This window comes from Microcoleus anatoxicus (genome assembly GCF_042465725.1).
GTDB lineage: Bacteria > Cyanobacteriota > Cyanobacteriia > Cyanobacteriales > Microcoleaceae > Microcoleus > Microcoleus anatoxicus.
The window spans coordinates 4,024,463-4,047,727 of the sequence record NZ_CP120853.1 but is presented as its reverse complement, the minus strand read 5'-3'; the positions used below and the strand labels follow the sequence as shown (position 1 = coordinate 4,047,727).

22 protein-coding genes, 3 pseudogenes and 1 CRISPR repeat array are annotated in these 23,265 nt (G+C 45.1%); of the genes and pseudogenes, 16 read left to right on the top strand and 9 right to left on the bottom strand.

The genetic code is table 11. From position 1 onward, the window contains the following. Positions 1–48: 48 nt before the first annotated feature. Positions 49–1,389 carry a hypothetical protein gene (locus P2A85_RS17495; RefSeq protein WP_377474209.1) on the bottom strand — a complete coding sequence of 447 codons (1,341 nt, stop codon included), beginning with the start codon at positions 1,387–1,389 and terminating at the stop codon, positions 49–51. 189 nt (positions 1,390–1,578) lie between these two features. Here P2A85_RS17495 and P2A85_RS17490 point away from each other — a divergent pair, with 189 nt between their 5' ends. Then, positions 1,579–2,040 (top strand): hypothetical protein, encoded by a 462-nt coding sequence (locus tag P2A85_RS17490; RefSeq protein ID WP_377474207.1) that lies wholly within the window; start codon positions 1,579–1,581, stop codon positions 2,038–2,040. A gap of 88 nt (positions 2,041–2,128) precedes the next feature. On the opposite strand, the gene P2A85_RS17485 is transcribed toward P2A85_RS17490, so the two are convergent. Both P2A85_RS17485 and P2A85_RS17480 read right to left on the bottom strand, forming a co-directional pair. Further along, entirely contained in the window at positions 2,129–2,554 is a 426-nt protein-coding gene (locus tag P2A85_RS17485; protein ID WP_377474205.1) for a hypothetical protein, read from the bottom strand. 6 nt (positions 2,555–2,560) lie between these two features. Continuing rightward, positions 2,561–3,358, bottom strand: coding sequence for a CHAT domain-containing protein (locus P2A85_RS17480; protein WP_377474203.1), 798 nt, complete (start codon positions 3,356–3,358; stop codon positions 2,561–2,563). Between the two features lie 205 nt (positions 3,359–3,563). Here P2A85_RS17480 and P2A85_RS17475 point away from each other — a divergent pair. Beyond that, positions 3,564–4,145, top strand: a pseudogene (locus P2A85_RS17475) (transposase); the annotation flags it as partial. A 204-nt stretch (positions 4,146–4,349) separates the two neighbouring features. Here P2A85_RS17475 and P2A85_RS17470 read toward each other — a convergent pair. From P2A85_RS17470 to hflX, 5 genes are all read right to left on the bottom strand, one after another. Continuing rightward, positions 4,350–5,486, bottom strand: coding sequence for a Gfo/Idh/MocA family oxidoreductase (locus P2A85_RS17470; protein WP_341732282.1), 1,137 nt, complete (start codon positions 5,484–5,486; stop codon positions 4,350–4,352). Positions 5,487–5,713: 227 nt separating this feature from the next. Further along, a complete protein-coding gene (gene gshB, locus P2A85_RS17465) occupies positions 5,714–6,673 on the bottom strand; it encodes a glutathione synthase (protein WP_377474201.1) in 960 nt (319 codons plus the stop codon). Between the two features lie 54 nt (positions 6,674–6,727). Continuing rightward, a complete protein-coding gene (gene grxC / locus P2A85_RS17460) occupies positions 6,728–6,988 on the bottom strand; it encodes a glutaredoxin 3 (protein ID WP_340524521.1) in 261 nt (86 codons plus the stop codon). 194 nt (positions 6,989–7,182) lie between these two features. Next, positions 7,183–7,803 (bottom strand): PEP-CTERM sorting domain-containing protein, encoded by a 621-nt coding sequence (locus P2A85_RS17455; RefSeq protein ID WP_377474199.1) that lies wholly within the window; start codon positions 7,801–7,803, stop codon positions 7,183–7,185. 472 nt (positions 7,804–8,275) lie between these two features. Further along, entirely contained in the window at positions 8,276–9,913 is a 1,638-nt protein-coding gene (gene hflX, locus P2A85_RS17450) for a GTPase HflX (RefSeq protein ID WP_377481556.1), read from the bottom strand. On the opposite strand from hflX, the gene P2A85_RS17445 reads away from it, so the two are divergent. The 4 genes from P2A85_RS17445 to P2A85_RS17430 all read left to right on the top strand — a co-directional run bounded on the left by P2A85_RS17445 (position 9,884) and on the right by P2A85_RS17430 (position 12,388). Further along, complete coding sequence (locus P2A85_RS17445) at positions 9,884–10,036, top strand: hypothetical protein (RefSeq protein ID WP_340524523.1); 153 nt, start codon at positions 9,884–9,886, stop codon at positions 10,034–10,036. The genes hflX and P2A85_RS17445 overlap by 30 nt on opposite strands. Positions 10,037–10,055: 19 nt before the next feature. Continuing rightward, positions 10,056–10,190: a hypothetical protein gene (locus tag P2A85_RS17440; protein ID WP_377474197.1), complete on the top strand. Its 135-nt coding sequence runs from the start codon at positions 10,056–10,058 to the stop codon at positions 10,188–10,190. Positions 10,191–10,707: 517 nt separating this feature from the next. Continuing rightward, positions 10,708–11,743: a CRISPR direct-repeat array (repeat unit 35 nt; unit sequence GTGCACAGACCTTTGATGCCGTTAGGCGTTGAGCA). Between the two features lie 6 nt (positions 11,744–11,749). Further along, positions 11,750–11,962, top strand: coding sequence for a chlorophyll a/b-binding protein (locus tag P2A85_RS17435; RefSeq protein WP_377474195.1), 213 nt, complete (start codon positions 11,750–11,752; stop codon positions 11,960–11,962). A gap of 147 nt (positions 11,963–12,109) precedes the next feature. Beyond that, positions 12,110–12,388, top strand: a complete 279-nt coding sequence (locus P2A85_RS17430; RefSeq protein WP_377474193.1) for a photosystem I reaction center subunit PsaK — start codon at positions 12,110–12,112, stop codon at positions 12,386–12,388. 357 nt (positions 12,389–12,745) lie between these two features. On the opposite strand, the gene galK is transcribed toward P2A85_RS17430, so the two are convergent. Next, positions 12,746–13,819 carry a galactokinase gene (gene galK / locus P2A85_RS17425; protein WP_377474191.1) on the bottom strand — a complete coding sequence of 358 codons (1,074 nt, stop codon included), beginning with the start codon at positions 13,817–13,819 and terminating at the stop codon, positions 12,746–12,748. A gap of 240 nt (positions 13,820–14,059) precedes the next feature. Here galK and rsmA point away from each other — a divergent pair, with 240 nt between their 5' ends. The 10 genes and pseudogenes from rsmA (at position 14,060) to P2A85_RS17375 (ending at position 23,126) form a co-directional block, all read left to right on the top strand. After that, complete coding sequence (gene rsmA, locus P2A85_RS17420; protein WP_371118086.1) at positions 14,060–14,887, top strand: 16S rRNA (adenine(1518)-N(6)/adenine(1519)-N(6))-dimethyltransferase RsmA; 828 nt, start codon at positions 14,060–14,062, stop codon at positions 14,885–14,887. 324 nt (positions 14,888–15,211) lie between these two features. Beyond that, positions 15,212–16,174, top strand: a complete 963-nt coding sequence (gene ispE, locus P2A85_RS17415; RefSeq protein ID WP_377474189.1) for a 4-(cytidine 5'-diphospho)-2-C-methyl-D-erythritol kinase — start codon at positions 15,212–15,214, stop codon at positions 16,172–16,174. A 146-nt stretch (positions 16,175–16,320) separates the two neighbouring features. Continuing rightward, the gene (locus tag P2A85_RS17410; protein WP_377474187.1) at positions 16,321–16,689 is read left to right on the top strand and encodes a DUF3082 domain-containing protein; all 369 of its coding nucleotides are present in this window, start codon (positions 16,321–16,323) and stop codon (positions 16,687–16,689) included. A 58-nt stretch (positions 16,690–16,747) separates the two neighbouring features. Next, positions 16,748–17,374, top strand: coding sequence for a DUF488 family protein (locus P2A85_RS17405; RefSeq protein ID WP_377474185.1), 627 nt, complete (start codon positions 16,748–16,750; stop codon positions 17,372–17,374). Next, entirely contained in the window at positions 17,352–17,804 is a 453-nt protein-coding gene (locus P2A85_RS17400; protein ID WP_377474183.1) for a DUF488 family protein, read from the top strand. The genes P2A85_RS17405 and P2A85_RS17400 overlap by 23 nt, the downstream gene beginning before the upstream one ends. A gap of 42 nt (positions 17,805–17,846) precedes the next feature. After that, entirely contained in the window at positions 17,847–18,533 is a 687-nt protein-coding gene (locus tag P2A85_RS17395) for a hypothetical protein (protein ID WP_377474181.1), read from the top strand. Between the two features lie 328 nt (positions 18,534–18,861). Continuing rightward, positions 18,862–19,428 (top strand): annotated as a pseudogene (gene iscB, locus P2A85_RS17390) (RNA-guided endonuclease IscB); the annotation flags it as partial. Positions 19,429–20,030: 602 nt separating this feature from the next. Next, positions 20,031–21,758 (top strand): group II intron reverse transcriptase/maturase, encoded by a 1,728-nt coding sequence (gene ltrA, locus P2A85_RS17385; RefSeq protein WP_377474179.1) that lies wholly within the window; start codon positions 20,031–20,033, stop codon positions 21,756–21,758. Between the two features lie 146 nt (positions 21,759–21,904). After that, positions 21,905–22,606: pseudogene (locus P2A85_RS17380) on the top strand (HNH endonuclease); the annotation flags it as partial. 88 nt (positions 22,607–22,694) lie between these two features. After that, positions 22,695–23,126 carry a hypothetical protein gene (locus tag P2A85_RS17375; protein ID WP_377474177.1) on the top strand — a complete coding sequence of 144 codons (432 nt, stop codon included), beginning with the start codon at positions 22,695–22,697 and terminating at the stop codon, positions 23,124–23,126. The last annotated feature ends 139 nt before the right edge of the window (positions 23,127–23,265 follow it).

The window sequence follows — 23,265 nt, the reverse complement described above, 5'->3', positions numbered from 1 at the left end:
TCGGGTTTGGGGCTTGGTAGAGTAATTAGGACTCATCTCAATTTTAAATTACCGAAACCAACGCCGGAAAATTCGCAACCACACACCTATAATTATCGCTGTCACCAAGCTAGCCGCTAATGCTGATAGAATACCAGATCCCAGAATCAACCTCAGTTCCGAACCAGGAGAAAAAATTGGCACCATATTTATGGCAAAATTGAGTTTGGGATATTGTGCTATTTCTGTTTTAAAATTAGCAGTTGCAGAAGCTACGGAAGCTACAGTCCCACCAGTTGATAGTCCGACTCCAAGTATGCCGACAGCAGTCTGAAAAGTGCGATCGCTCTCAGCCTTCCGAATCTCCACCGCACCTCTAATCGTATCAGTCAAACTCCGCAAAATTTCCAAACAAGGACGAAAATTGTCAATATCTTTTTGGATTTGTTTGGGATAAGTTTGTTCAGCCTTGTTGAAAAAATACTGCAAAAATCTCAAATCATCACTAAGTCTAGCCTTAGTTTTAATTTCAACTAACTTAGCCTCATACTTTTCCAGATTAACCTTAATTGTACTGTATTGAAATTCTAGATAATTAAGGTCGATCGCAAACTCAGACAACTTCCCCATCGCCTCCATCAACTTCTGGAGATTCAGACGAGAAGTATTCCTCATCTCCACAATTTGGTTGTAATTACTCACCAACCGTTCTTTTAACAACAGACTTTTCTCATAAGCCCAAATAATCTTATGGCGGAAACACAGCAAATCCAGCCAATTTATATCAAAATTGCTACATTCCCGAAAAGCAGCTTCATCGGGATACAAAATCACCAAAAGTTGCAAATTATCCTCAAGCTTATCACCCCAAAACTCAAATACTTTCCCACCCAAAAACTCACCACTACCTTGAGAAACACCATCTTTTGCAAACAAACACTTGTAAACCTGTTTCGCAAGTTCTGTCCCTTCCAAATCAGTCCCAGATTCCAGCCACCCCGAAAGCATCCAAGTTTTGCCAATATTTTCCAACTTGGGCGGTTGAGGAATTAAATATTTCAAACTTTCAATCAGCTTAATAATTTGTGTATTTTCATACTTATCATCTACATAACCATCAAATAAAAGTTGGTAATTATCCGTAACATTCCAGCGGCGGTAGCGGCCCTTAACTGGATGGTTATTCAGGTTTCCTGTAAAAGGTAAATCTGCTACTGCTTCCTCCTGTAGCGCCCGAAATTTTTGTTTTTGTTCCGGGGTAAAAGAAACAGTCAGTTTTTTGTGAAGTTGTTCAGCTAAGCCATCTAAAAATTTGACATAGACTTTGCGAGTTTCCGGTTCGCCGACACCCAACCCTTGTTTGAGAGTGTAGCTAAATAAATTCAGGGTAGGGTCAACTAATTTGAGCATAAAATATTTTGTTGATGGTTACAAAAAATTACCCAGAAAATGACCCGGCGGTTGAAACCGCGTCTACACAAACCAAGTCCGCCTCCGCGGACTGAAGAATAACATTAAATCTGGTTCATTCGGCGGTTATAAATTACCGATTCACCTCAAATACCAATCTACCTCTTAGTCCGCGGAGGCGGACATCGTTTGTGTAGCCGCGGTTTCAACCGCCGGGTAATCTTAGTCCGCGAAGGCGGACATCGTTTGTGTAGCCGCGGTTTCAACCGCCGGGTAATCTTAGTCCGCGGAGGCGGACATCGTTTGTGTAGCCGCGGTTTCAACCGCCGGGTAATCTTAGTCCGCGAAGGCGGACATCGTTTGTGTAGCCGCGGTTTCAACCGCCGGGTAATCTTAGTCCGCGGAGGCGGACATCGTTTGTGTAGCCGCGGTTTCAACCGCCGGGTAATCTTAGTCCGCGGAGGCGGACATCGTTTGTGTAGCCGCGGTTTCAACCGCCGGGTAATCTTAGTCCGCGGAGGCGGACATCGTTTGTGTAGCCGCGGTTTCAACCGCCGGGTAATCTTAGTCCGCGGAGGCGGACATCGTTTGTGTAGCCGCGGTTTCAACCGCCGGGTAATCTTAGTAGCCGCGGTTTCAACCGCCGGGTAATCTTAGTCCGCGGAGGCGGACATCGTTTGTGTAGCCGCGGTTTCAACCGCCGGGTGGCCGCCGGTAATCTCCACCAAGCGCCCTTAAATCAAAACATCAATCGATAAACCCGTTCCACCAAATCACTAGCCTGTCCCAACAACTTCCTCGCCACACTCTGCGGATTAGGATTAGTCAAAGGAGGCGCCAAAAAATTATTATAATCATCAGTCTGGCGCGGCGGAGTATTTTCATCCAACTCAGCCAAATACTTATTCTTTTCCTCCGACTCATCAAGTTCCTGCAACTCCTCATAAGCCTCATTAAAACACTCATAAAAATCCCTATCTTTTTGAGCAATATCAATAAGCAAAGCCGCTTTCTGTAATTCACCACTCACCAAAGCCGCGCCAACATCATTCACTTCAGCTATCAACTCAGGCGAAAGAGGTGCTTCATATCTTGCGAGGGCGAGCAAAAAAGCTTTGGGTGCAAACTGATCGAATCCCGATAAAGTAACCTGTGTAGAAGTCATAATATTTTAACCGTTGCCGGTAATAGTGAAAGCAGCCCAGTGGTAAGGATGCTCGTAGGGTTTATCATCTATTTTAGCTAATTTTTTTTGCAGTCGTGAGGCTTCCCTTTCAAAGAAAAAGATGTTGTCAAACCCAGCCTTTCTCAACAAAGGCAACAACTCGCCCGCATACCACTCACCTAGCTTACCATTCGTGAGCTCTCGGAGCCAATCTTTCGCTTGTTGTAGGGCGGCCGGTGGCTGGATTCCCTGCTTCCATAACTGGTAGAAATAAATCAATAACAAAGCACTAGAACGTTCGTCCACTCGCCACAAAGTGCTGATAATATAATTAGTTTCCGGCAAAAAGCCGCTGGCTATGCCCACAAATTCATCGATTAACTCGCCTTTCTTGGTGATACCAGTTTCGCAAGCGCTGAGGCAGACTAGGTAATAATCGACTAATTTTAACTGTAAAATGTCGGTCAATGTCAATTCTTCGCCCGTGCCTAAAAGTAAGGCGGAATTCTCGGACTTTTCGGTGTTGTGGTAGGCGTGGCCTGTATAATGAAAGATGCCACTATTGGATTTTAATGCTTGAATAATTTCGGTTTTCGTAGCTGCATTGGAGGCGCGATTAGTTTGGTTGATTTGACTGATGGCGGCTGCTTCGATTTGGGTAAATTTTAAGGCGCTTTTGCCTTGCGAGTGCTCTACCATCAGCATGGAATTGGGTGCAATTTCCGTGGGGGTTTGCTGTTGCTGTTGGATGGCAATTTGAGCGCTAGGTAGGCGTATGATGGTGCGGATTTTGGGGGCAACCACGGGGGGATTGCCCCCACCAGGGTTTTGCAAATATCTTCGTAGGGGCGAAGCATGACCGCTGTAAATCTCTGGTTATCACTAATAAATTGTCTGCGGTCATGCTTCGCCCTTACACAATCGGGATGCTTCGATGTCATCTAAGTAGGTAGGTCCAAATAAACCTTACTGGTAAACCCTCCCTAAAAATGGTGCTTTTTACCTGGAAATGTCCTACGAGGTTGAAAAAGAACAACACAATCTGGACATAGGTCAAGCATTATCAATTGACTTGGGAACTGCTGATAATTTAGCAGCTTGTGTCGATACACTAGGAAATTCCTTCTTAATTGATTCTCGTGGAATGAAAGCGATGAATCAATTGTGGAACAAAAAAGTAGCAACTAGAAAAGAAGGAAAGCCAGAAGGTTATTGGGATAATTGGCTAGACAGTGTGACTCGCAAACGTAATCACCAAATGCGTGATGGTATCAATAAGGCTGCCAAGTTGATTGCCAACCATTGCCTTAAATCCGGAATTGGTACACTGATAGTTGGGTGGAATGAAGGTTTTAAGTTTAATAGTAATCTCGGTAAAGCGAACAATCAAAAGTTTGTTCAAATGCCTTTAGGTAAGCTGAAAAATAGGTTAAAAGAACTATGTGATTTGCACGGTATCAGGTTTGTTGAAACTGAAGAAGCGTATACATCGAAAGCTAGTTTTTTAGATGGAGACTCCCTACCCAAATATGGTGAAAAACCATCTGGGTGGAAAGCATCTGGAAAGCGGATTAAACGTGGCTTGTATCAGTCAGCTAATGGCAGGGTGGTAAATGCAGACTTAAATGGCGCTGCCAACATTCTGAGAAAAGTAGCGAGTAGGCTAGGCGTAGACCTCAGCCGACTTGGTAGACGTTGCTTGACGAACGTAGCGAGAGTTAGACTTTGGGTATTACCCAAAGTCTACTTTGTCCGCAGAATCTCAGCGTATGAAAGACCTGAGAGTGTCAACTATTTACTTACCACTCAAAAATTTATCCAAATTCGGTATCTCAACCCAAGTTCCCGTCGCATGAGACTCCTGAGTCAAATCCATCAACAACTGGGAGTAAACCCCTTCCCTCAGAGACGGTATCAAAGATTCACCCCCATCAATTGCTTCTACCCACTTATCTACTACTCTAATAAACGGTGCAATTCTGCCGTCTGGATAAACTTGAGGAAACTCCAATCTTTGAGGAATTTTGATTTCAGCTAAAGGTTCTGGGCCTTGGGAACCCCACAGGCGAAATCCGTGGACATAATCTTGCTGGTTGTCACTTCCTAAAACTAAAGTCCCCTTACTTCCGTAAATCTCCACCCAGTGTCCCCGCCCTTGATAGGTAACTGAACTCAAGCAAACTTGACAAGGGGTGCCGTCTGCTAATTCCAGCATCAAAGTGCAAGAATCATCTGCATCTACTGGTTTTAATTTTCCTAATTCATCAGGGTCTGGGCGCGCCGAAATTCCTGTGATTAATTGTCCAGAAAGCCTCTTCACTGGACCGAACAGCCAGTTAATATAATCAAAGACGTGGGAACCTGTAGCGCCCAAAACACCGCCCCCTTTATCTTTCTGTGAGTACCAGTTCCAAGGGCGATTAGCGTCAGCCCGGCCCGATACCAGCCAGTCTATTTTAATTAAACGTTTTTCTCCGACATATCCTGTGGCTAATAGTTCGGCTAGCATTTGCCAAGAGGGGATGAAGCGAAACTCAAAATCCATGGTTGCGATGGTTTTCACACTTGGGGATTCTGGGTTTGTTTGAGATTTATTGGTCAATTTGTAGAGTTCTCTAGCTTCATTTGCTGTGAGGGCGGTGGGTTTTTCTAGCAATAAGTGTTTCCCTGCTGCCAAGACTTTTTTTGCCATTTCAAAATGCAGAAATGGCGGGGTGGAAATGCTGACTGCTGCTACTTCTGGGATGGCAATTATGTCTTCTATGGAGTTGCAAGCATAGGGGATATTCTGGCTAGAGGCGATCGCCTGAGCTTTGTCTAAGTTCCGGTGGTAAACAGCCACGACTTCTGTGCGGTGATGGGCTTGGAATCCGGGAATGTGAATTTTTTGACCGAAACCTGTACCGACTACTGCAACGCCAATTTTAGACATAATTTAATAGTTGGGAATTGGGAATGGGGCATTGGGAATTGGGAATTGGGCATTGCTAATTAGTAGTAAATAACCAGTAACCAATAACTAATGACTACTGACTACTGACTAATAACTACTGACTACTGACTAATGACTAATGACTAATGACTAATGACTAATAACTAATAACTAATGACTACTGACTACTGACTACTGACTACTGACTAATAACTAATGACTACTGACTAATGACTTACTACCCATTCTATTACTTCTTTGCCCAAACTAACCCCATTAAACAAGTCGATTTCTCTGATCCCTGTAGGACTCGTGACATTAACCTCGGTGAGATAGCCGCCAATGATATCAATTCCCACAAAGTACAATCCGTCCCTTTGCAACACTGGCGCTAACTGACTACAAATTTGCAGTTCGCGATCGCTAATTTCGGTTTTTGCGACTCGGCCACCCACGGCCATGTTGCCACGAAATTCATTGCCGGTGGGAATGCGGTTGATAGCACCGATCGGCTTGCCGTTCAATAATATAATCCGTTTGTCTCCTTCTTTTGCTTCCGGCAGATAAGTCTGAACCATTACTGGAACACTACCTTGGTGAGTGCTAATTTCCACCAGAGAGTTGAGGTTGCGATCGCCCTTTTCCAAAAATAAAATTCCTTCCCCAGCTTTCCCACCCAAAGGTTTGAGGACTGCTGCTCCTTTTTTCTCCACAAATTGCCGAATTACCTGTTTACTTTGAGAGACAATTGTTTCTGGGATCGCTCCTTCAAATTGCAAAGCGTACATTTTTTCATTCGCATCCCGCAATCCTTGTGGACTGTTCACCACCAAAGTTTTAGCAGGATCGATATAGTCAAGCAGGTAAGTAGCGTAGAGGTAAGGCACATTCACTGGGGGATCGGTACGCATAAATACTGCGTCCATTGCTTCTAGAGGCTGCAAAGTTGGTGCTTCTACCTCGTACCAAACCTCAGCCGCCACCCAACGTCCATCTACCAATTTTACTGGGGTTAGTGTCACCGGACTCAGCATTCCCCAGGTTTTACCACCGATGACGCTTAACTCGTTGGCTTGAGTCACCCAGACTTCGTGACCCAAAGTTTGGGCTGCTTCCATCAGTGCTACGCTGCTATCATGGCCTGGAATTAGCCTGTCGAGGGGATCGATGATGAATGCAAATTTCATTGTCAGTTGGCACTTATGAATTGGTTTGAGTCAAATTTCGCATGAAAAGAATTTTTATTTTCCTAGCATAGTGTCTAGCTTGCCCATATCTTCTAGTTCGTGGATATCGTCGCAGCCACCTATGTGTTCGTCGTTGATGAATATCTGGGGTAAAGAGCGGCGTCCGTTAGCTCGATCGCTCATTTTAGCTCGTGCTGCTTCATCTCCGTCGATCGCGTACTCTGTAAACTCCACCCCTTTGCGCTTCAGCAGTGCTTTGGCACGAATGCAAAACGGGCAGGTTCTCCAAGTGTAAATTTCTACGTTAGGGGACATCGGATTTTTTAACCATCACTATATTCTTGAATTCTAATCTTAACAAATCTTATTTAAATTTTTATATAATATTTTTAGCCATACTGCCGTAATGTTATTTTTTATACTTTTTTTGTTATACCCCTAAAAACAAAAAAGCACCCGTGCTTCAAGGAACGGAGACATTTTTCAGACAAGCAGCGCCTTGCACCAGCCTAGCGCTGCTGACCAACTTGCTTATTTCGTTTTTTGACCGAAGTCACGATTCCTGCACCAGTCAGAAGCAGTGCAATTACAGTACCTGGTTCTGGAATAGAAGTTGAGCTTCTGAGCGCTGTGGTCGTGTATATGTTAAAAGTCGGCACCGGACTCTGTATCGGTGCTGGTGTTGACACTGGCTGGACTATCGCTGCTGCTGGTGATGGTGATGCTAATGGTGTTGGCTCTGTCAATAGTGGTATCGGATCTGGTGTCACTACTGCTGCTGGTGATGGGCTTGGGCTTGGGCTTGGGCTTGGGCTTGGGCTTGGGCTTAGGCTTGGTGAGGCAACGATTGGGTCTGGTGTCGGTGCTGGTGAGGCAACGATTGGGTCTGGTGTAGTTACTGGTGAGGCAACGCTTCGGTCTGGTATCGGTGCTGGTGAGGCAACGATTGGGTCTGGTGCTGGTGAGGCTGTTGTTGCTGTGTCTGGTGCGGGGGTGACGCAGGCACTAGAAAAATTTCCAGGCCCGCACACGTCTACTGCGGTCGCCGGAGGAGCCGCAGCTAGGTAGTAGAACCCTGTCGCGACTGTGGCAGAGAGTCCAATTCTTAGTTTTGCCAGGAGCGTACACATAACTATTTAGTTAAACAGTGGTAAAATCGGATCATATCGAATGATACAAGTAGTGCTCTAAATCGGCACTGTGTGGACAAGAATTTTGATTCTATTAGAATAAGTTGACTTGGGAGCAAGCGGGCGCTTGTAAAGGCTAATTTAGTGTTTGAGCCGATCGCCCAAAACTAGAATAACTTTATTTTATTTCACATTCTGTCAACAATTTGTGATTTACGCCGCTTTGCCACATTTTTTTGGAAATTTTGATTGACTAACAGCTATTACCGCCATCAGCAAAGAGTATTTTCACCTGGAATAGTGCCTCCTCAAAGTAATGATTTAGGTTGGCTACAACTCACTCTACTACATTGTACTTTGCAATAACCCACTTTGACTACCATTCCATAGTCTTACGATCGCTGAGGGTTGTATCTCAGTATATGTAAGTATTTTGACGGTTGTCAACTACTTAAAACTCATCTTTAAGTAATTACCGCAGGCAGAGGGCGTATTGAATGAGCTGAGCTAGTCGCTCGCGGAGTGTTTCCAGGCCGAGACCTTTGGCCGCGGAAATAAATACGGCTTGGGGAAACTCTTCTCGCGCTAGGGCGAGGGTATCCTCATCTACTGCGTCGATTTTGTTGAAGGCTACAAGGGCTGGCCCAGGGGTTACAGGCATATCTGTCAAAATATTCATGACCGATCGAATTTGGCTTTGCCACGCTGGATGAGAGAGATCGACTACGTGCAGCAAAGCATCGGCGTCTGTCACTTCTTCGAGGGTGGCGCGAAAAGCATCGATCAAGGCGGGGGGTAGTTCCCGAATAAAGCCCACTGTATCTGTCAGGACGATGGACAGCATTTCCCCAGGGACTTGACTTTGAATGGTTAACCGTCGGGTGGTGGGGTCGAGGGTAGCAAATAACTGGTCCGCCGCGTAGACTTCGGAATTGGTGAGCAGGTTGAGTAGAGTGGATTTGCCGGCGTTGGTGTAGCCGACGATGGCGACGGAGGGTACTTCGTGGTGGTGGCGATTTTGTCGCAGTCGGAAGCGGTGGGCTAGTAGTTGATTGACTTCTTGCTGCAATCGAGCAATGCGTTTGGCGATTGTCCGTCGTTCTGTTTCCAGTTTGGTTTCCCCAGGCCCTCTGGTACCGATGCCACCACCTTGTCTGGACATGGCTTGACCCCGACCTCTGAGTCTGGGCAGGCTGTATTGTAGTTGAGCTAGTTCTACTTGCAATTGACCTTCGCTCGATCGCGCTCTTTGGGCGAAAATGTCGAGTATTACTTCTGTGCGATCGACTACGCGAATACCGATCTGAGTTTCTAGGTTCCGTATTTGTGCGGGGGAAAGGTCGCGATCGAATACTACGAGGTTAGCGCTAATTGTCTGAGCCGTCAGAGAAATCTCCTGAACTTTGCCTTCACCTACAACGGTTTGGGGATGGGGGCGCGATCGCTTTTGGCGCACTGTTTGCAGTACCTGACCCCCCGCGCTGTCAACTAGCCTGGTGATTTCTGCTAGTCCATCCTCAAAATCTAGCAGGGTAATTTCCTGAGTCATAACACCTACTAGCAGCACTTTATCTTGATCGGCATCAACTTGTCTGGCGACAAATTCCCTTTCAAAATCAGCTTCGAGTCCTTCTACTAAATCCAGAAAATCTTGGTTGCTGAGGTCATCCAAATTCTGAGGTTCAGACACTTTCCAGGGAAAGTGTTGAGTTTTGATTTGTGAGTTTTCAATAGAAGGTTTTTCTACGGGATTTGAACCTTCTTCTAACTCAGAAGTCAACACTGAAAAATCAAAAGTTGCTTGGTCTTTTTGAGGTATCAGGTGAGCTAGATAGGTTTCTTGGATGTAACCTGTTGCACCACCACCCCGTCGCTGAAATCCTCCCCCTGTCAAAGTCAGCCACACTAGGGCATCCAAGCGCTGAATTGCCATAGCTGTCAGGGCTGCTTCGCTTGGTATTTCTGGCTTCAGGTGGGTGGCGATGCAGCGAATGCCGCTGAGACGACCTCCGCCGTAGCGGGGCAATTCTAGGGGCGGAATCTGGGTTTGGCGGGGAGTACCGACACCGACGCGAATTACTTGTCCGCGACGATTGATGTAGGTGCAGATGGGTTTGTCTATTTCGGTGCTGATGGCGGCGAGGCGCTGGGCAAATTCTGTCGTGGTCAGGCGATCGCCTGGAAGTCTCTGGTGGTAAAGCTTTTCGAGTTGTTTAAGCTGACTGGACTTTAAACCTTGAAGATTGCCGTAGATGGTTTCGATAACTTTTTCTCCCGATCGCTCTGTTTATCTAATTATTTTAATGATGCTAAGGGCGATCGTGTTCTGTGTAGGATGGTGGAGGATGGTGGGCGATCGGGAAAACGGGCACTTGGAAGTGAAATGATACCACTTCCGGTTGTATCGGAATGATTTAACCGCGAAGGCGCGTTCGGCGAAGCCGTTCCCGTAGGGTAGGACGCGAAGGAAGAGAAGAGAGTGTTTAATAATTCCGCTGAAGAGAGGATTTTATAGGAGTCCTGGCCGAGCAGGATAATTTGTTTGTGATTCCTGGGTCCGATCGGTGTGTTGAAGCCATTGTCGCTTAAAATAGTTTTGGTACTTGGTCTGTTGATGAAAGCTCTTAGGATATTCCTAAAATGCAAGCACCTCTGGTTGTGAAGAAATCAACTAGGCTTTTATGGGGTTCAAAACCTTTACCTGATTGGCTTTGAGGCCTCTCAAACAGGCGAGGAGGTGCTTGCATTTTCACAAAACCTAGGCTGTGTAAGCTTTTGAGGGTTGCTGTATGTCTCTGGTTAGTAGGTTTTTTGCCATAATTGCTATCTCCGGCTGCGTTGAGTGGTGGGGTGCTTGCAAAACTGGCTGGGAGGCCTTGCTATATAAGGGTTTCAGGAACCGCTGTGCACAGACCTTTGATGCCGTTAGGCGTTGAGCAGAAGTCGATCGCTTCAAAAATGACTTAGCACGGGATGTGCACAGACCTTTGATGCCGTTAGGCGTTGAGCAGAATGGTGCTATACCAAGAGGTCCTAATAGTAACTGTGCACAGACCTTTGATGCCGTTAGGCGTTGAGCAGAGCTTCGCGAAGTTCGCTCCGTTGGCGATCGTAGTGCACAGACCTTTGATGCCGTTAGGCGTTGAGCAGTTAGCTTCCCTTTCCATTCCGTCGTAGGCTGTGAGTGTGCACAGACCTTTGATGCCGTTAGGCGTTGAGCAGCAAATAATCCATTCGCTAAACCCGGATGGTTTAGTGTGCACAGACCTTTGATGCCGTTAGGCGTTGAGCAGGCCGAATATCTCCATTTCCGATAAGTTTCCCCAAGCCACGCTGTGCACAGACCTTTGATGCCGTTAGGCGTTGAGCAGAACCCGGCTGCTGTGGTTAATCTTGCCTTGTAACGGTGCACAGACCTTTGATGCCGTTAGGCGTTGAGCAGCTCGAAGTCCCTGCCCGCACCCCTCAAGAAGCTGTAGTGCACAGACCTTTGATGCCGTTAGGCGTTGAGCAGTTGAAGAAGTGCCGGCTTGTTTTACGATTTATGAAGTGCACAGACCTTTGATGCCGTTAGGCGTTGAGCAGGGGAGAAATTGGAGCTTCGGTGGAATCAGTGCAGGTGCACAGACCTTTGATGCCGTTAGGCGTTGAGCAGACAGAAGAATTTATCAGTCAGCAAACTGAAACAGAGGTGCACAGACCTTTGATGCCGTTAGGCGTTGAGCAGCTAGAACCTTAGACTCGCTAAAAAGTAAGTTAAAAGGTGCACAGACCTTTGATGCCGTTAGGCGTTGAGCAGGCTTGATAATGAATTGGCTGTCGGTACTCTGATCCTGTGCACAGACCTTTGATGCCGTTAGGCGTTGAGCACATCAAACAATAGGAGGAATTTAACTACTAAGGTGTGCACAGACCTTTGATGCCGTTAGGCGTTGAGCACTAAAACATGGAAACTCGTCCTACAAACTTACCCCCTAATGCCCTTGCTTACAACGGCAAAGACCGCAACGCTTTCCTATTTGGTTTCAATCCCCAAGCAGAACTTTGGAACGGTCGCTTAGCGATGATTGGTTTCTTGGCTTATTTGATCTGGGACTTTGCTGGATATAGCGTTCTACGCGATGTCCTTCACTTTCTGCCTACTTATATTGCTCACTAATAATGAGCCAACATTTGCAGTCTGGCACTATAGCGAAATATCTATAGGGCCAGACTGGCTAACAGTGGCAAATTCCAGTGAAAAATACTCAGCTATTTTGTCCGATCGAGTACCTCTGAGATTTTGTGCAAAATGGGAGAATGAATAATGCTCAGCTCTAATTTGTTAGCCGTAGTAGAATCTGCTGTAGCTGATACAGCATCAGGTAATTGGCAAAAACCGCTAGTGATGTTTATTTCTAATATCTTAGCATTGCTAGTTCTCAGTCGCGTAATTTGGCATCCTCACGTCGGGCCGAAAATGCCCTTGCCCTTCGCCTCTTTATTTAACAATCTTAGCGTCCCCGCATTTCTAGCTTGCATGAGTGCAGGTCATCTTTTAGGAACCTTCTTGATTTTAACGCTGAGCGTAGACAAGTATATCTAGCTAAAATTGCGCGCCTACTCAGTTGGCTAAGAGTCTCAAAATGTTCCATCAGTAGCGCACAAAAATTATAAGGGGTAAGTAACAACCACGCTTACCCTAATTTAATTTTTGAATGCAAATTTATACCATTTATCTAAAATCGCGCAACAATCTTTGACCCCCCCTAACCCCCCCCTTATAAAGGGGAGGGACAAGACTACTGTTGCACTCTTTGGGTCGGTTTAAACAATTTATGGAAACAGGAGAAATCGCGACAACGGAAGGTCAATCTTCCGGCCGCAAGTAGTCAGCTTACCTCAACCAAAAGATGCATATCCCCGCAGCATTTCAAGAAGTCGGGGATCTAAAATTTTCCATCTAAAATGCGATCGCTGGTGGGACCAATACACGACCAGTATAACCCGCACTCTGGTAACGGGCGATCGCCTCTGTGGCGATGGAACTAGCTTTTTCACTCTCAATCAAAGCTACACAAGCACCACCAAAACCTCCCCCTGTCAACCTAGCACCGAATACTCCGGGAGTTTCCTGCAATATTTCCACTAGGGTGTCCACTGACGGCGCCGAAAGTTCATAGTCATCGCGCAAGCTAGTGTGAGAATCATTCATCAGTTTTCCAAAAACTTTTGCCGGTAGTGGCTTGAAAGCTTCGATTACCCGGTTATTTTCAGTAACAATGTAGCGGGCTCGCTTTCTCAATGGCTGGGGTAATACTTCCACGGCTTGCGAGTCTTCGATATCTCTGAGGGCTTTAACACCCAACATTTGGGCGGCTGCTTCGCACTCTACCCGTCGCTGATTGTAGAGGCTACCAGCAGGTTTGTGGGTTTCGTCGCTATCAATGACTAAAATTTCTGTGTTTTTGGGAAATCGTAATTTACGGCGATTCAGGCTGCGAGTATCAATAAATAGCATGGAGTTGGTGTCAGCTAAACTGGCTGCCATTTGATCCATAATGCCACAGTTAAAACCTACATATCGGATTTCGGCTAGCTGTGCGATTTGAGCTAGTCGCACATCATCTAAGGGGAGGTTCAAGAGTGTACGCAGCCCTCGGAGAGTGGCTATTTCTAAAGCAGCACTGCTGGACAAACCGACTCCGATGGGCACATTGGAGGTAATATAAAGATTGAGTGGCGGTACTTTGTATCCTTCTTTTTCTACCAGTCGGATGCAGCCGCAGATATAACTGACGAATTTTTGGGGTATAGTATCATCGTCGGAAAAATTTATGAGTTCGTCCAATTCTGCTGAATAGAAATGATGTTTGTGGTCGTTGCTCAGGCCGATTTGTACTGTGGCGCGCTGGGGAATTGCAGTAGGAATTACAAATCCTTCGTTGTAGTCTGTGTGTTCGCCCAGTAGGTTTACTCTTCCGGGGGCGCTAGCTTGGGTTTTGGGTAATGTACCAAATACTCGTTGGAATTTCATGGTTGAGAAGAAGGAAGAAGGAATAAAAAATAGCTTTCTGTGTATTTATGACTGCTATATGGTGAAGAAAGGAAATCACTAATTGAGAAGAAATAACTTTATTTGTTGTGGTTAATTTTTTGGCATTGTCTATTTGCTGTTGATTGCATATCTGTTAAGAAAAATAAGTGGCATTGGTTTGGTGCAAAATATCTTGATTTGTGATACAATTATAAACTAAATTTGCTAAGATTTCCAAAAATGCGATCGCCTACCCCCCGGAAACAGTTTGCTCAACATTGGCTCAGAAGCGAGAAAGCCTTAGATAAGATTGTCAAAGCGACGAATTTGTCGGGTTCGCGGGTGCTGGAAATCGGACCGGGTACGGGGATTCTGACTCGGCGCTTGCTGGCTGAGGCTGAGTCTGTTGTGGCGGTGGAAATCGATCGCGATTTGTGCCAACGCCTAGCTAAGCAACTTGGTAAGGCTGACAACTTTTTGCTGCTGCAAGGCGACATACTGGAAATGGATTTAGACAACCAACTGGTGGCTTTTCCCAAATTTCAAAATCCCCATAAAGTTGTTGCCAATATTCCTTACAACATTACTGGTCCGATTCTGCAAAAACTACTAGGAACCATATCTGTTCCGGTGCCGAAACCCTTCGAGGCGATCGTACTTTTAGTGCAGAAAGAAGTGGCCCAAAGACTTTATGCAAAAGCTGGTTCCAGAGCTTTTGGTGCTTTGTCGGTGCGGGTACAATACTTAGCGGAATGCGAGTTAATTTGCGATGTCCCTTCTCAAGACTTTTTTCCCCCACCAAAAGTGGATTCTGCTGTGGTGCGGCTGGTTCCGAGATTAATAGAAACGCCGGCGGTTAATCCGCGCCATTTGGAGAATTTGATTAAATTGGGATTTGGGAGCAAGCGTAAGATGCTGCGAAATAATTTGAAAGGGGCTGTGGATTTAGATAAATTGGTTCATTTGCTAGAAGGGTTACAGATAAATCCTGAATCTCGCGCGGAAGATTTAAGCGTGGAGCAATGGGTCAATTTGAGTAATCATATTATTTCTGAGGTGGGAAGTTAAGGATTTTGCTAGCACCCAGACTTGTTTACAGTGGCGGGGATCTGGGTTTTCTGTTTTTTTAGGCTTGGGTAACTTATGGTGAGCGTCCTCCTCATGGGGATCGAAAAATAGGCGATCGCAATTAGAGAATCTCAGAGCAGGTCAAACCACACTAACCTGCTCTGCCAGAGGTAGCAGTGGCCGTGGGGAATCAACGACGCGCAACTCAAAACAAATTTCCCAGAATTCGAGCATAATATTTCCTTTGAGTTATGAGAAAATGGACTCTGACTGCTGTCAATTAATTTCAACCAGGGGTTTATTTCACCCTTGGCTTAATTACCTATGCGTTCCTATTCTCTGCTAGCTTCAGCAAAAATCAATCTCTATTTAGAAATCATAGGCGATCGCCCAGATGGATATCACGAACTGGCGATGGTACTTCAAAGTATAGATTTAACCGATCGCATAGACTTGCGGGCGATCGGTACAGACACAATTCGCGTGCGTTGCGATCACCCGCAAGTCCCTCCTGATAAGAATAACCTAGCCTACCGGGCAGCGGATTTGTTGGCGAAGCAATTCCCCGATGCTTTGGCAAAATATGGCGGTGTAGAAATTTCCATTCACAAGCAGATTCCAGTGGCGGCGGGGCTGGCTGGGGGTTCGGCAAATGCGGCGGCGGTGTTAGTCGGGATGGATTTGTTATGGCAATTGGGACTCACTCAGTCGGAGTTGCAAGAGTTGGGGGGAACCTTGGGATCTGATGTGCCTTTTTGTATTACTGGAGGTACGGCTTTGGCGACTGGGCGTGGCGATAAACTGTCGCCCTTGCCCGATTGTGGGCCTTTGTATCTCGTGTTGGCAAAGTTTCGGAATCTCAGTATTTCTACAGCTTGGTCCTATCAAACTTATCGCCAACAGTTCAGTAGTTCCTATTGTGAACCGGAGGATTTGGATTGTCGGCGGGAACGGCTGCATTCGGGCCCAATGGTGGGAGCAATTGCCCAAAAAGATCGATCGAAAATTGGTCAATTGCTACACAATGATTTGGAAAAAGTCGCTCTACCTGTGTACCCCCAGGTGTTGCAGTTGCGACAAGCTTTTGAGTCGGCGGGAGCTTTGGGAACGATGATGTCGGGTTCCGGGCCGACGGTGTTTGCGTTGGCCGAGTCTCCAGAAAGAGCACAGGAAATTCAGGAACTGGTAAAAAGTGCGATCGGCTCTCCAGATTTGGATTTTTGGGTAGCAAAGTTTAGCAATACCGGGATTCGGATTGTTTCGGAAGGAAATGATTTGAAACCCTAGGTGAACCCCGACGGAGGCTGATGGATTTCCTGAAAACCAGGATTCTAATCAGCTTAAAAAACTGGTAACATGGAACAAAACACTGATTTGAATTTTGGTCAATTAACCCTAAATCTCAAATCTTAAATCACAAATCTCAAATCAAAATGCCTGATTTAACTAATCCTAATTCTAGTCCTAATTCTAGTGCTGCATCTCCCAGTTCTACTCAGGATGCTTTGCCGGCGGCATCACCTCAGCCACCAACGGTGTTACGTTGCTTGACTGGTTCGCTGATGGCGGGAGGTTTTGCGACAGCTTTGTATGCGCTTACTTTGTCGATCGCCCAAACCTTTGCTAACAAGCCAATTCATTCTGACAATGTGACTGTCATTAACATTGCGGCGGCTGTGCGGACTTTGGTCATGGGAATTGTGGCCTTGGGCGCTGGTGTTTTTGGTTTTGCGGCTGTGGGTTTGATGGCACTGGCTTTGCAGCTTTTGATTCAAAAACTGGTGAAAAAATCCACAGTTTAAAACCATCTCCTGAGACAAAATTTTGTGGGGCATGAACTGAAATAGCCAAATCAAAACCATGGAATTATTTACGATCGGTCACTCAAATCTGAGTATTGAAGCGTTTATCTTACTGCTACAAAAACATGGAATTACGGCAGTCGCAGATGTGCGTTCCCAGCCTTTTAGTCGTTATTTACCCCATTTTAATCAATCGGAAATTAAAGCATCCCTGTCTGCTGCCAACATTCAATACGTTTTTTTAGGTAAAGAGTTGGGCGCGAGACCGGAAGATTTAAGCTGTTACGATCTTAGCGGTAAAGCTTTATACCAACGGATTGCCGCCACTCCTCTATTCTCCGAAGGAATTCAGCGCTTACTCAAAGGTGCAGCCCATTATAAAATAAGTTTAATGTGTGCGGAAAAAGACCCGATTACTTGTCATCGGACTATTTTAGTTTGCCACAAGCTTAAAGACTTCAATGTGCAGATTAATCACATTCTGTCCGATGGCAATTTAGAATCCCATCAGGATTTAGAAGCCAGACTTCTCCACAAGTTTAACAAGGGCAAAACAAATAATGAACCAATTCAATTAAGCTTGTTTGAATTACCACCAGATAGTAAAAATGAGAGCGTTGATTTAGAATCAGCTTATTATCGTCACGGATTGGAAATCGCTTATGTCACAAAAGAAAGCAATTAATTTATTTACAATTGGTTTTACTCAAAAAAGTGCTGAGGAGTTTTTTGGGACTTTGATGGAAGCGGGAGTCCGCAGGGTGATCGATACGCGACTCAATAATGTATCGCAGTTAGCAGGTTTTGCTAAGCGGAAAGATTTAGAATATTTTCTGCGAACCATTGGTAACATTGAGTATGTTCATGTGCTGGATTTAGCGCCTACTCAAGATATTTTGGATGATTATAAAAAGAAACAGGGAGATTGGGATGTTTATGAACATAAGTTTTTGGGCTTAATGGGCGATCGACAAATAGAACACAAGGTTTCGCCGGATATTATGGATTGTGCGTGTCTGCTTTGTAGCGAACCAAAACCCCATAATTGTCACCGTCGCTTAGTTGCTGAATATCTCAGGGATAAGTGGAAAAATGTCAAGATTAATCATCTTTAAAAAGTGCGGTATCTCACAAAAAAATCTAAAATCTAAAATCGAATGACTAGGATAATTTGTCTCGCTAATTCCTGGAAACGGGGCGAAAGGTGCATCGCCGGAATTAATGAACTTCAAGGTAAGTGGGTTCGCCCAATTTCCGACTTACCAGATGGTCAGATTCCTAAAGAAATCCGGCAGATAAATAGACTTGAACCGGCATTATTGGATGTTCTAGACATTCCTTTGGCGAAGACGGGGCCGGACTTTGGTTTTGAGTCGGAAAATCTGTCGATTTTACCGGGAAAATGGCGACAAGTAGGGAAAGTTCCGCCAGCATATTTGTTGAAATATTGCAACAATCAGGAATATATTTTGCACAACGATCTGCGATATGTTACAGTGGAGTATATGCAGTCATTGCCAAAAGGCGATCGCCTGACTTTGCAATTAGTCAAAGTAGTAAAATTTACCGTAAAAAAGCTAATTCAAAGATTTGAAGGTGGTAATAAATGGGAAGGATGTATTGTCACCACATACAACCAAAAATTGACTGCAACAATTACCGATCCGGTCTTTATTAGAAAGTTAGAATTGGGATATCGACCGCAAAAAGCTTGTTTGGTTACGGTGAGTTTGAGTATGCCTTGGCGGCCAGATGATTGGGAGGGAGATGACCCTTGTTGGAAGTTGATTGCCGGTGTGATAGAGTTGCCGGAAGATATTGTTGATGATGAAGTTTTGTTTTGACAAAAATGGCGATCTAAGCTTAAATATTGTGAAATTTGCAGATTGTGTGCTATAGTTGTGCCGGACTTTATATATCAAAAAAGGGTGCTTTTTTGTCAGTAACTCAGGGCTGAAGCCACTGAGCTTGTAAGAAGTTACAAGCTGTTCTGACCAGACCCCTTTTTAAAGGAGCCGTTATTTAGGTCACGACACCTCGAAATGCGAAGCTAGTTTCCCGCTCTGTCGTTTTCAATTAAACAGTTCTAAAGTCACTGGAACAGTGTTGAAAGCCTAACAAGCCTAAATAACCAGGTCGAAGCTAACATTACCCCGCAAGGGAGGACTGAAAATGTCTAATTTTGTTTTTGTTTGTGATACCGAAAAACGACCACTGAATCCGGTTCGCCCAGGTCTTGCACGTAGGTTATTGAACACCGGAAAAGCTGCGGTATTTCGGAATTATCCGTTTACCATCATTTTGAAAGTGGTGGCAACAGCAAGCTCCGAATCAATCACTCTCAAGTTAGACCCAGGCTCTAAAACTACTGGCATCGCTTTATTATTCGACTCAAAAGTAATTTTTGGCGCTGAACTAACTCATCGAGGGCAAGCCATAAAAGCAAGTCTTGATTCCCGTCGCGCACTGCGTCGAGGACGACGAAACCGTCATACTCGCTACCGCCAAGCAAGGTTTTTGAACCGTACCCGCCAAAAAGGTTGGTTAGCACCATCCTTGCAACACCGGGTAGAAACCACCTTAACTTGGGTCAATAAATTACGCAGACTTGCACCAATCAATTCGATTGTTCAAGAGCTTGTCAGATTTGACCTACAACAACTAGAAAACCCAGAAATTAGTGGGCTGGAATACCAGCAAGGTATTTTATGTGGGTACGAAATCCGCGAATATTTATTGAACGTGCGACCCGTTTCCGTGAAAACAAAAGCTTAACAGCTTAAAGTGTAGGCGGAGCAAGGAATCAGCCTCTCGTATGGACTGAAATGAACCTTGACAACTTAACGACCTTGAGGGTGTAAGTCCCTCCCCACAGATGCAGTGGTGAAAGCATTATCCCTACTTCTAGGTGTAGCAACCCTAGAGGTAAAGCGGGGTAAAAAGGAGGTAACTCGGCAACCTAACTGAGAATCCCTTCGAGCAGGAATCCATGAGCAGCGCAAGCGAAGATGTGTCTAAATCATCGTTAGGTATAACCAGTGAAATAGGTTGATCACACTGGGAGTCCCAAAAGGGCAAGGATAGGGAGTTGGCGGGTGTTTAGCCGACCAACAAAGCATTTCCCATAAACCCGGTGAATAGCATCGCTCTAAAGATTCAATCAATGGTCGTTAGGAACGGGATAACCCCCATACATCTCTCAGGAAGGTCGATGCCTGAGTAGGTAGCTAGCCAGATGATTTACGGGGGCAGGATTGAATCAAAAGCCAATGCCTCGCTGTAATGGCGAGGATACGCTGACAGATTCACGATTGTTTGGAAATGAATAGGAACAAGTAGCAATGAATACGTCTAATACTGAGTCAATACAGACAGAAGTGGAATGGAAGGATATCAACTGGAAAAAAATACAGAGGATAGTCTTTAAGTTGCAAAAGCGCATATTCAAAGCCTCTCAACGTGGGGATGTCAAAGCAGTCCGTAGGCTTCAAAAGACTTTGATGAGGTCTTGGTCGGCTAAGGCACTAGCCGTTCGTCGGGTAACTCAGGATAACCGGGGCAAGAAAACGGCTGGAATAGATGGGATTAAGAGTTTAATCCCCAAACAAAGGCTAGAACTTGTACGCCAACTGAGGTTAAACCAAAAGGCTAAACCTGTCAGGAGAGTCTGGATTGACAAACCTGGTAGAGACGAAAAACGCCCGTTAGGGATACCTACAATGAACGACAGAGCATCCCAAGCTCTGGTAAAAGCAGCCTTAGAGCCGGAATGGGAAGCAAAATTCGAGCCAAACAGCTACGGATTCCGACCAGGGCGGTCATGCCACGACGCAATCGAAGCAATATATGGAGCAATCAAGCAGAAGCCGAAATACGTGCTAGATGCCGACATTGCCAAATGCTTCGACCGAATAAACCATGAAGCGCTGCTAGAAAAATTAAATACATCCCCCACCATCCGCCGTCAAATTCGGGCATGGTTGAAAGCGGGAGTGATTGACTGGAGCGAATACGCTAATCGCAATAAAAAGAAAGGGTTCAGTCAATCATCTGAGGGAACACCGCAAGGCGGGGTTATATCGCCCTTGCTAGCAAACATCGCCCTCCACGGCTTGGAAAATCGGCTACTCCAATACGTTGAAACCGTAGATATGAAAAATAACTACGGCAGACAACAGAGCAAACGCTCTAAGCGAATGACCCTAACAGTAGTTCGCTATGCTGATGACTTTGTAATTCTACACAAAGATAAAGCCGTCGTCCAAAGATGTATGCAGATAACAGCAGAATGGCTCAGTGGCATTGGCTTGGAATTAAAACCCGAAAAAACCAGACTCTCACACACTCTAGTTGAAGAAGGAGGCAACATAGGGTTCGACTTCCTCGGATTTAATGTTAGACAGTTCGAGGTAGGGGAGTATGCGTCTAAGCAAGGATTTAAAACCATCATCACACCATCCAAGGAAAAGCTGAAAGTCCATCTATCTAAAGTAGGCGACCTAATCGATAAGCACAAAGGTTCATCGCGAGATGCCTTAATTGCAACACTAAACCCCGTGATAAGGGGCTGGTCGAACTATTACAAAACGGTTTGCAGCAAAGATATATTCCAACTTGCAGACCACATCATCTATCAGCAAATACGAGGATGGGCAATTTACCGTCATGAAAGCGCCGACAAGACTTGGACAACCAAGGGAAATAACAATTGGGTATTCGCCACCAAAAACGGCAAGCATTGTCTAGCCAAGCATGGCGATACTCCAATAACCAGACACACAAAGGTGAAGGGTGAAATAAGCCCTTATGACGGAGATTGGGTCTACTGGAGCAAGCGAAAAGGGGAATACCCTGAAACTCCCAAACAATTATCCGAGCTTATTAAAAAGCAAGATGGGAAGTGTTCGCACTGCGGTCTGTACTTCACGTCCGATTGTCTAATTGAAGTACATCACATAGATAGAAACAGAAGCAACAACAAGAAGACAAATCTGACAGCCGTACATAGACACTGCCACGACATTATTCACGCCAAATGGGAACCTTTCATAGTGGGAGATGAGAAGTGATGAATCTTATTTCTAGCCCCCTAACCCTTAATGGGAAAGAGGTACGCATAACAAGCGCCAAACAGTCGAGGAGCCGGATGACGGGAAACTATCACGTCCGGTTTTGCATGGGAGTTCGGGGTAGTGATACCCCGTTCGACCCTACCAAATGGAACAGGAAATGTGCTTACTGCAACATTAAAAAAGTACCCTTGCAAGTTGAACATATTCAGCCAAAAGCCAAAGGTGGAAGTAATCGAATTTCTAATCTCTGCCTTGCTTGTGAGCAGTGCAATCAGAAGAAAGGCACTCAAGATGTTGAGCGATTCTTGGCAAAGAAACCTGATATTTTGAAGCACATTCTTGCACAAGCAAAACGTCCACTTAAGGATGCTGCTGCCGTGAACTCGACCCGATGGGCGTTATTCTCTCGACTAAAAGAAACGGGGTTGCCCGTTTCGACCGGTTCAGGTGGGCTGACAAAGTTCAATCGTACTCGACTGCAACTACCTAAAACTCATTGGCTTGATGCTGCTTGTGTCGGTCAACTTGAATCATTGTCTGTAGTTACGAGTAAACCATTACTAATTAAAGCAACTGGACATGGGACTCGTCAAATGTGCCGTACCGATAAATTTGGCTTCCCATCTCGGTACGTTCCAAGAAACAAATTTGTCAAAGGTTTTCAAACTGGCGACATTGTAAAAGCAGTCGTTACCAGTGGTAAAAAGATAGGTGAGTATGTTGGTCGGGTTGCGGTTAGATCGACTGGTTCATTCAATATTTCGGCATCAGAATTGGTGCAAGGGATTAGTCATAAATACTGCAAAACCATTCACCATAAAGATGGGTATAGCTACTCATTCTAAATTTGAAGATTCAAGGCGATTGAAATCGCCGAGCCGTTTCCCTCTCAGGGCTGAAGCCACTGAGTTTCCCACTTACCGAGTGTTTTTTATGAAAGCAGAATTTTATTATGACCGTTATAGATATACTTGCAGTTTAGTTCAAATGAATTTTACCCAAGAATTAAAAATTAAAAATCATCAAGGCTTTGTATTAGCAGTTAAGCAAGGGTCAAAAATGGGAATTTTGGGCAAAACTCGTGAAACTGCTAAAAAAGTTGATGTCAGTCAATCTCATTTTTATAATGTAATTAAAGCGGCCATGAATGCTCTAGAATTAGAAGCTAGAGATGAGTTAATTTTAGAAAAAAATCGGACGCTTGCTGAAGCAGAGGCAAAAATTCAGCAGCAAGACAGAGAAATTCGGGTACTGAACGAACAGCTAAGAATACTCCGAGAAGAGCTCGAGCAGTTGTCAGCACAAAACCAGGAATTAGCGATGCAGATGATAGACGAGGAAATCCGAGAAAGTGAACTTAGTTAAGCAGAAGTCGATGATTTTTTTAGATAGTAAGAATTTTACTAATATCAAGATCCCAATCATTCATCTCTCTATTATCTAATTCAGTGAACTCAGCGCTCTATAAAGCTGAAATTATTCCGCTCAAACCCGAATATATTGC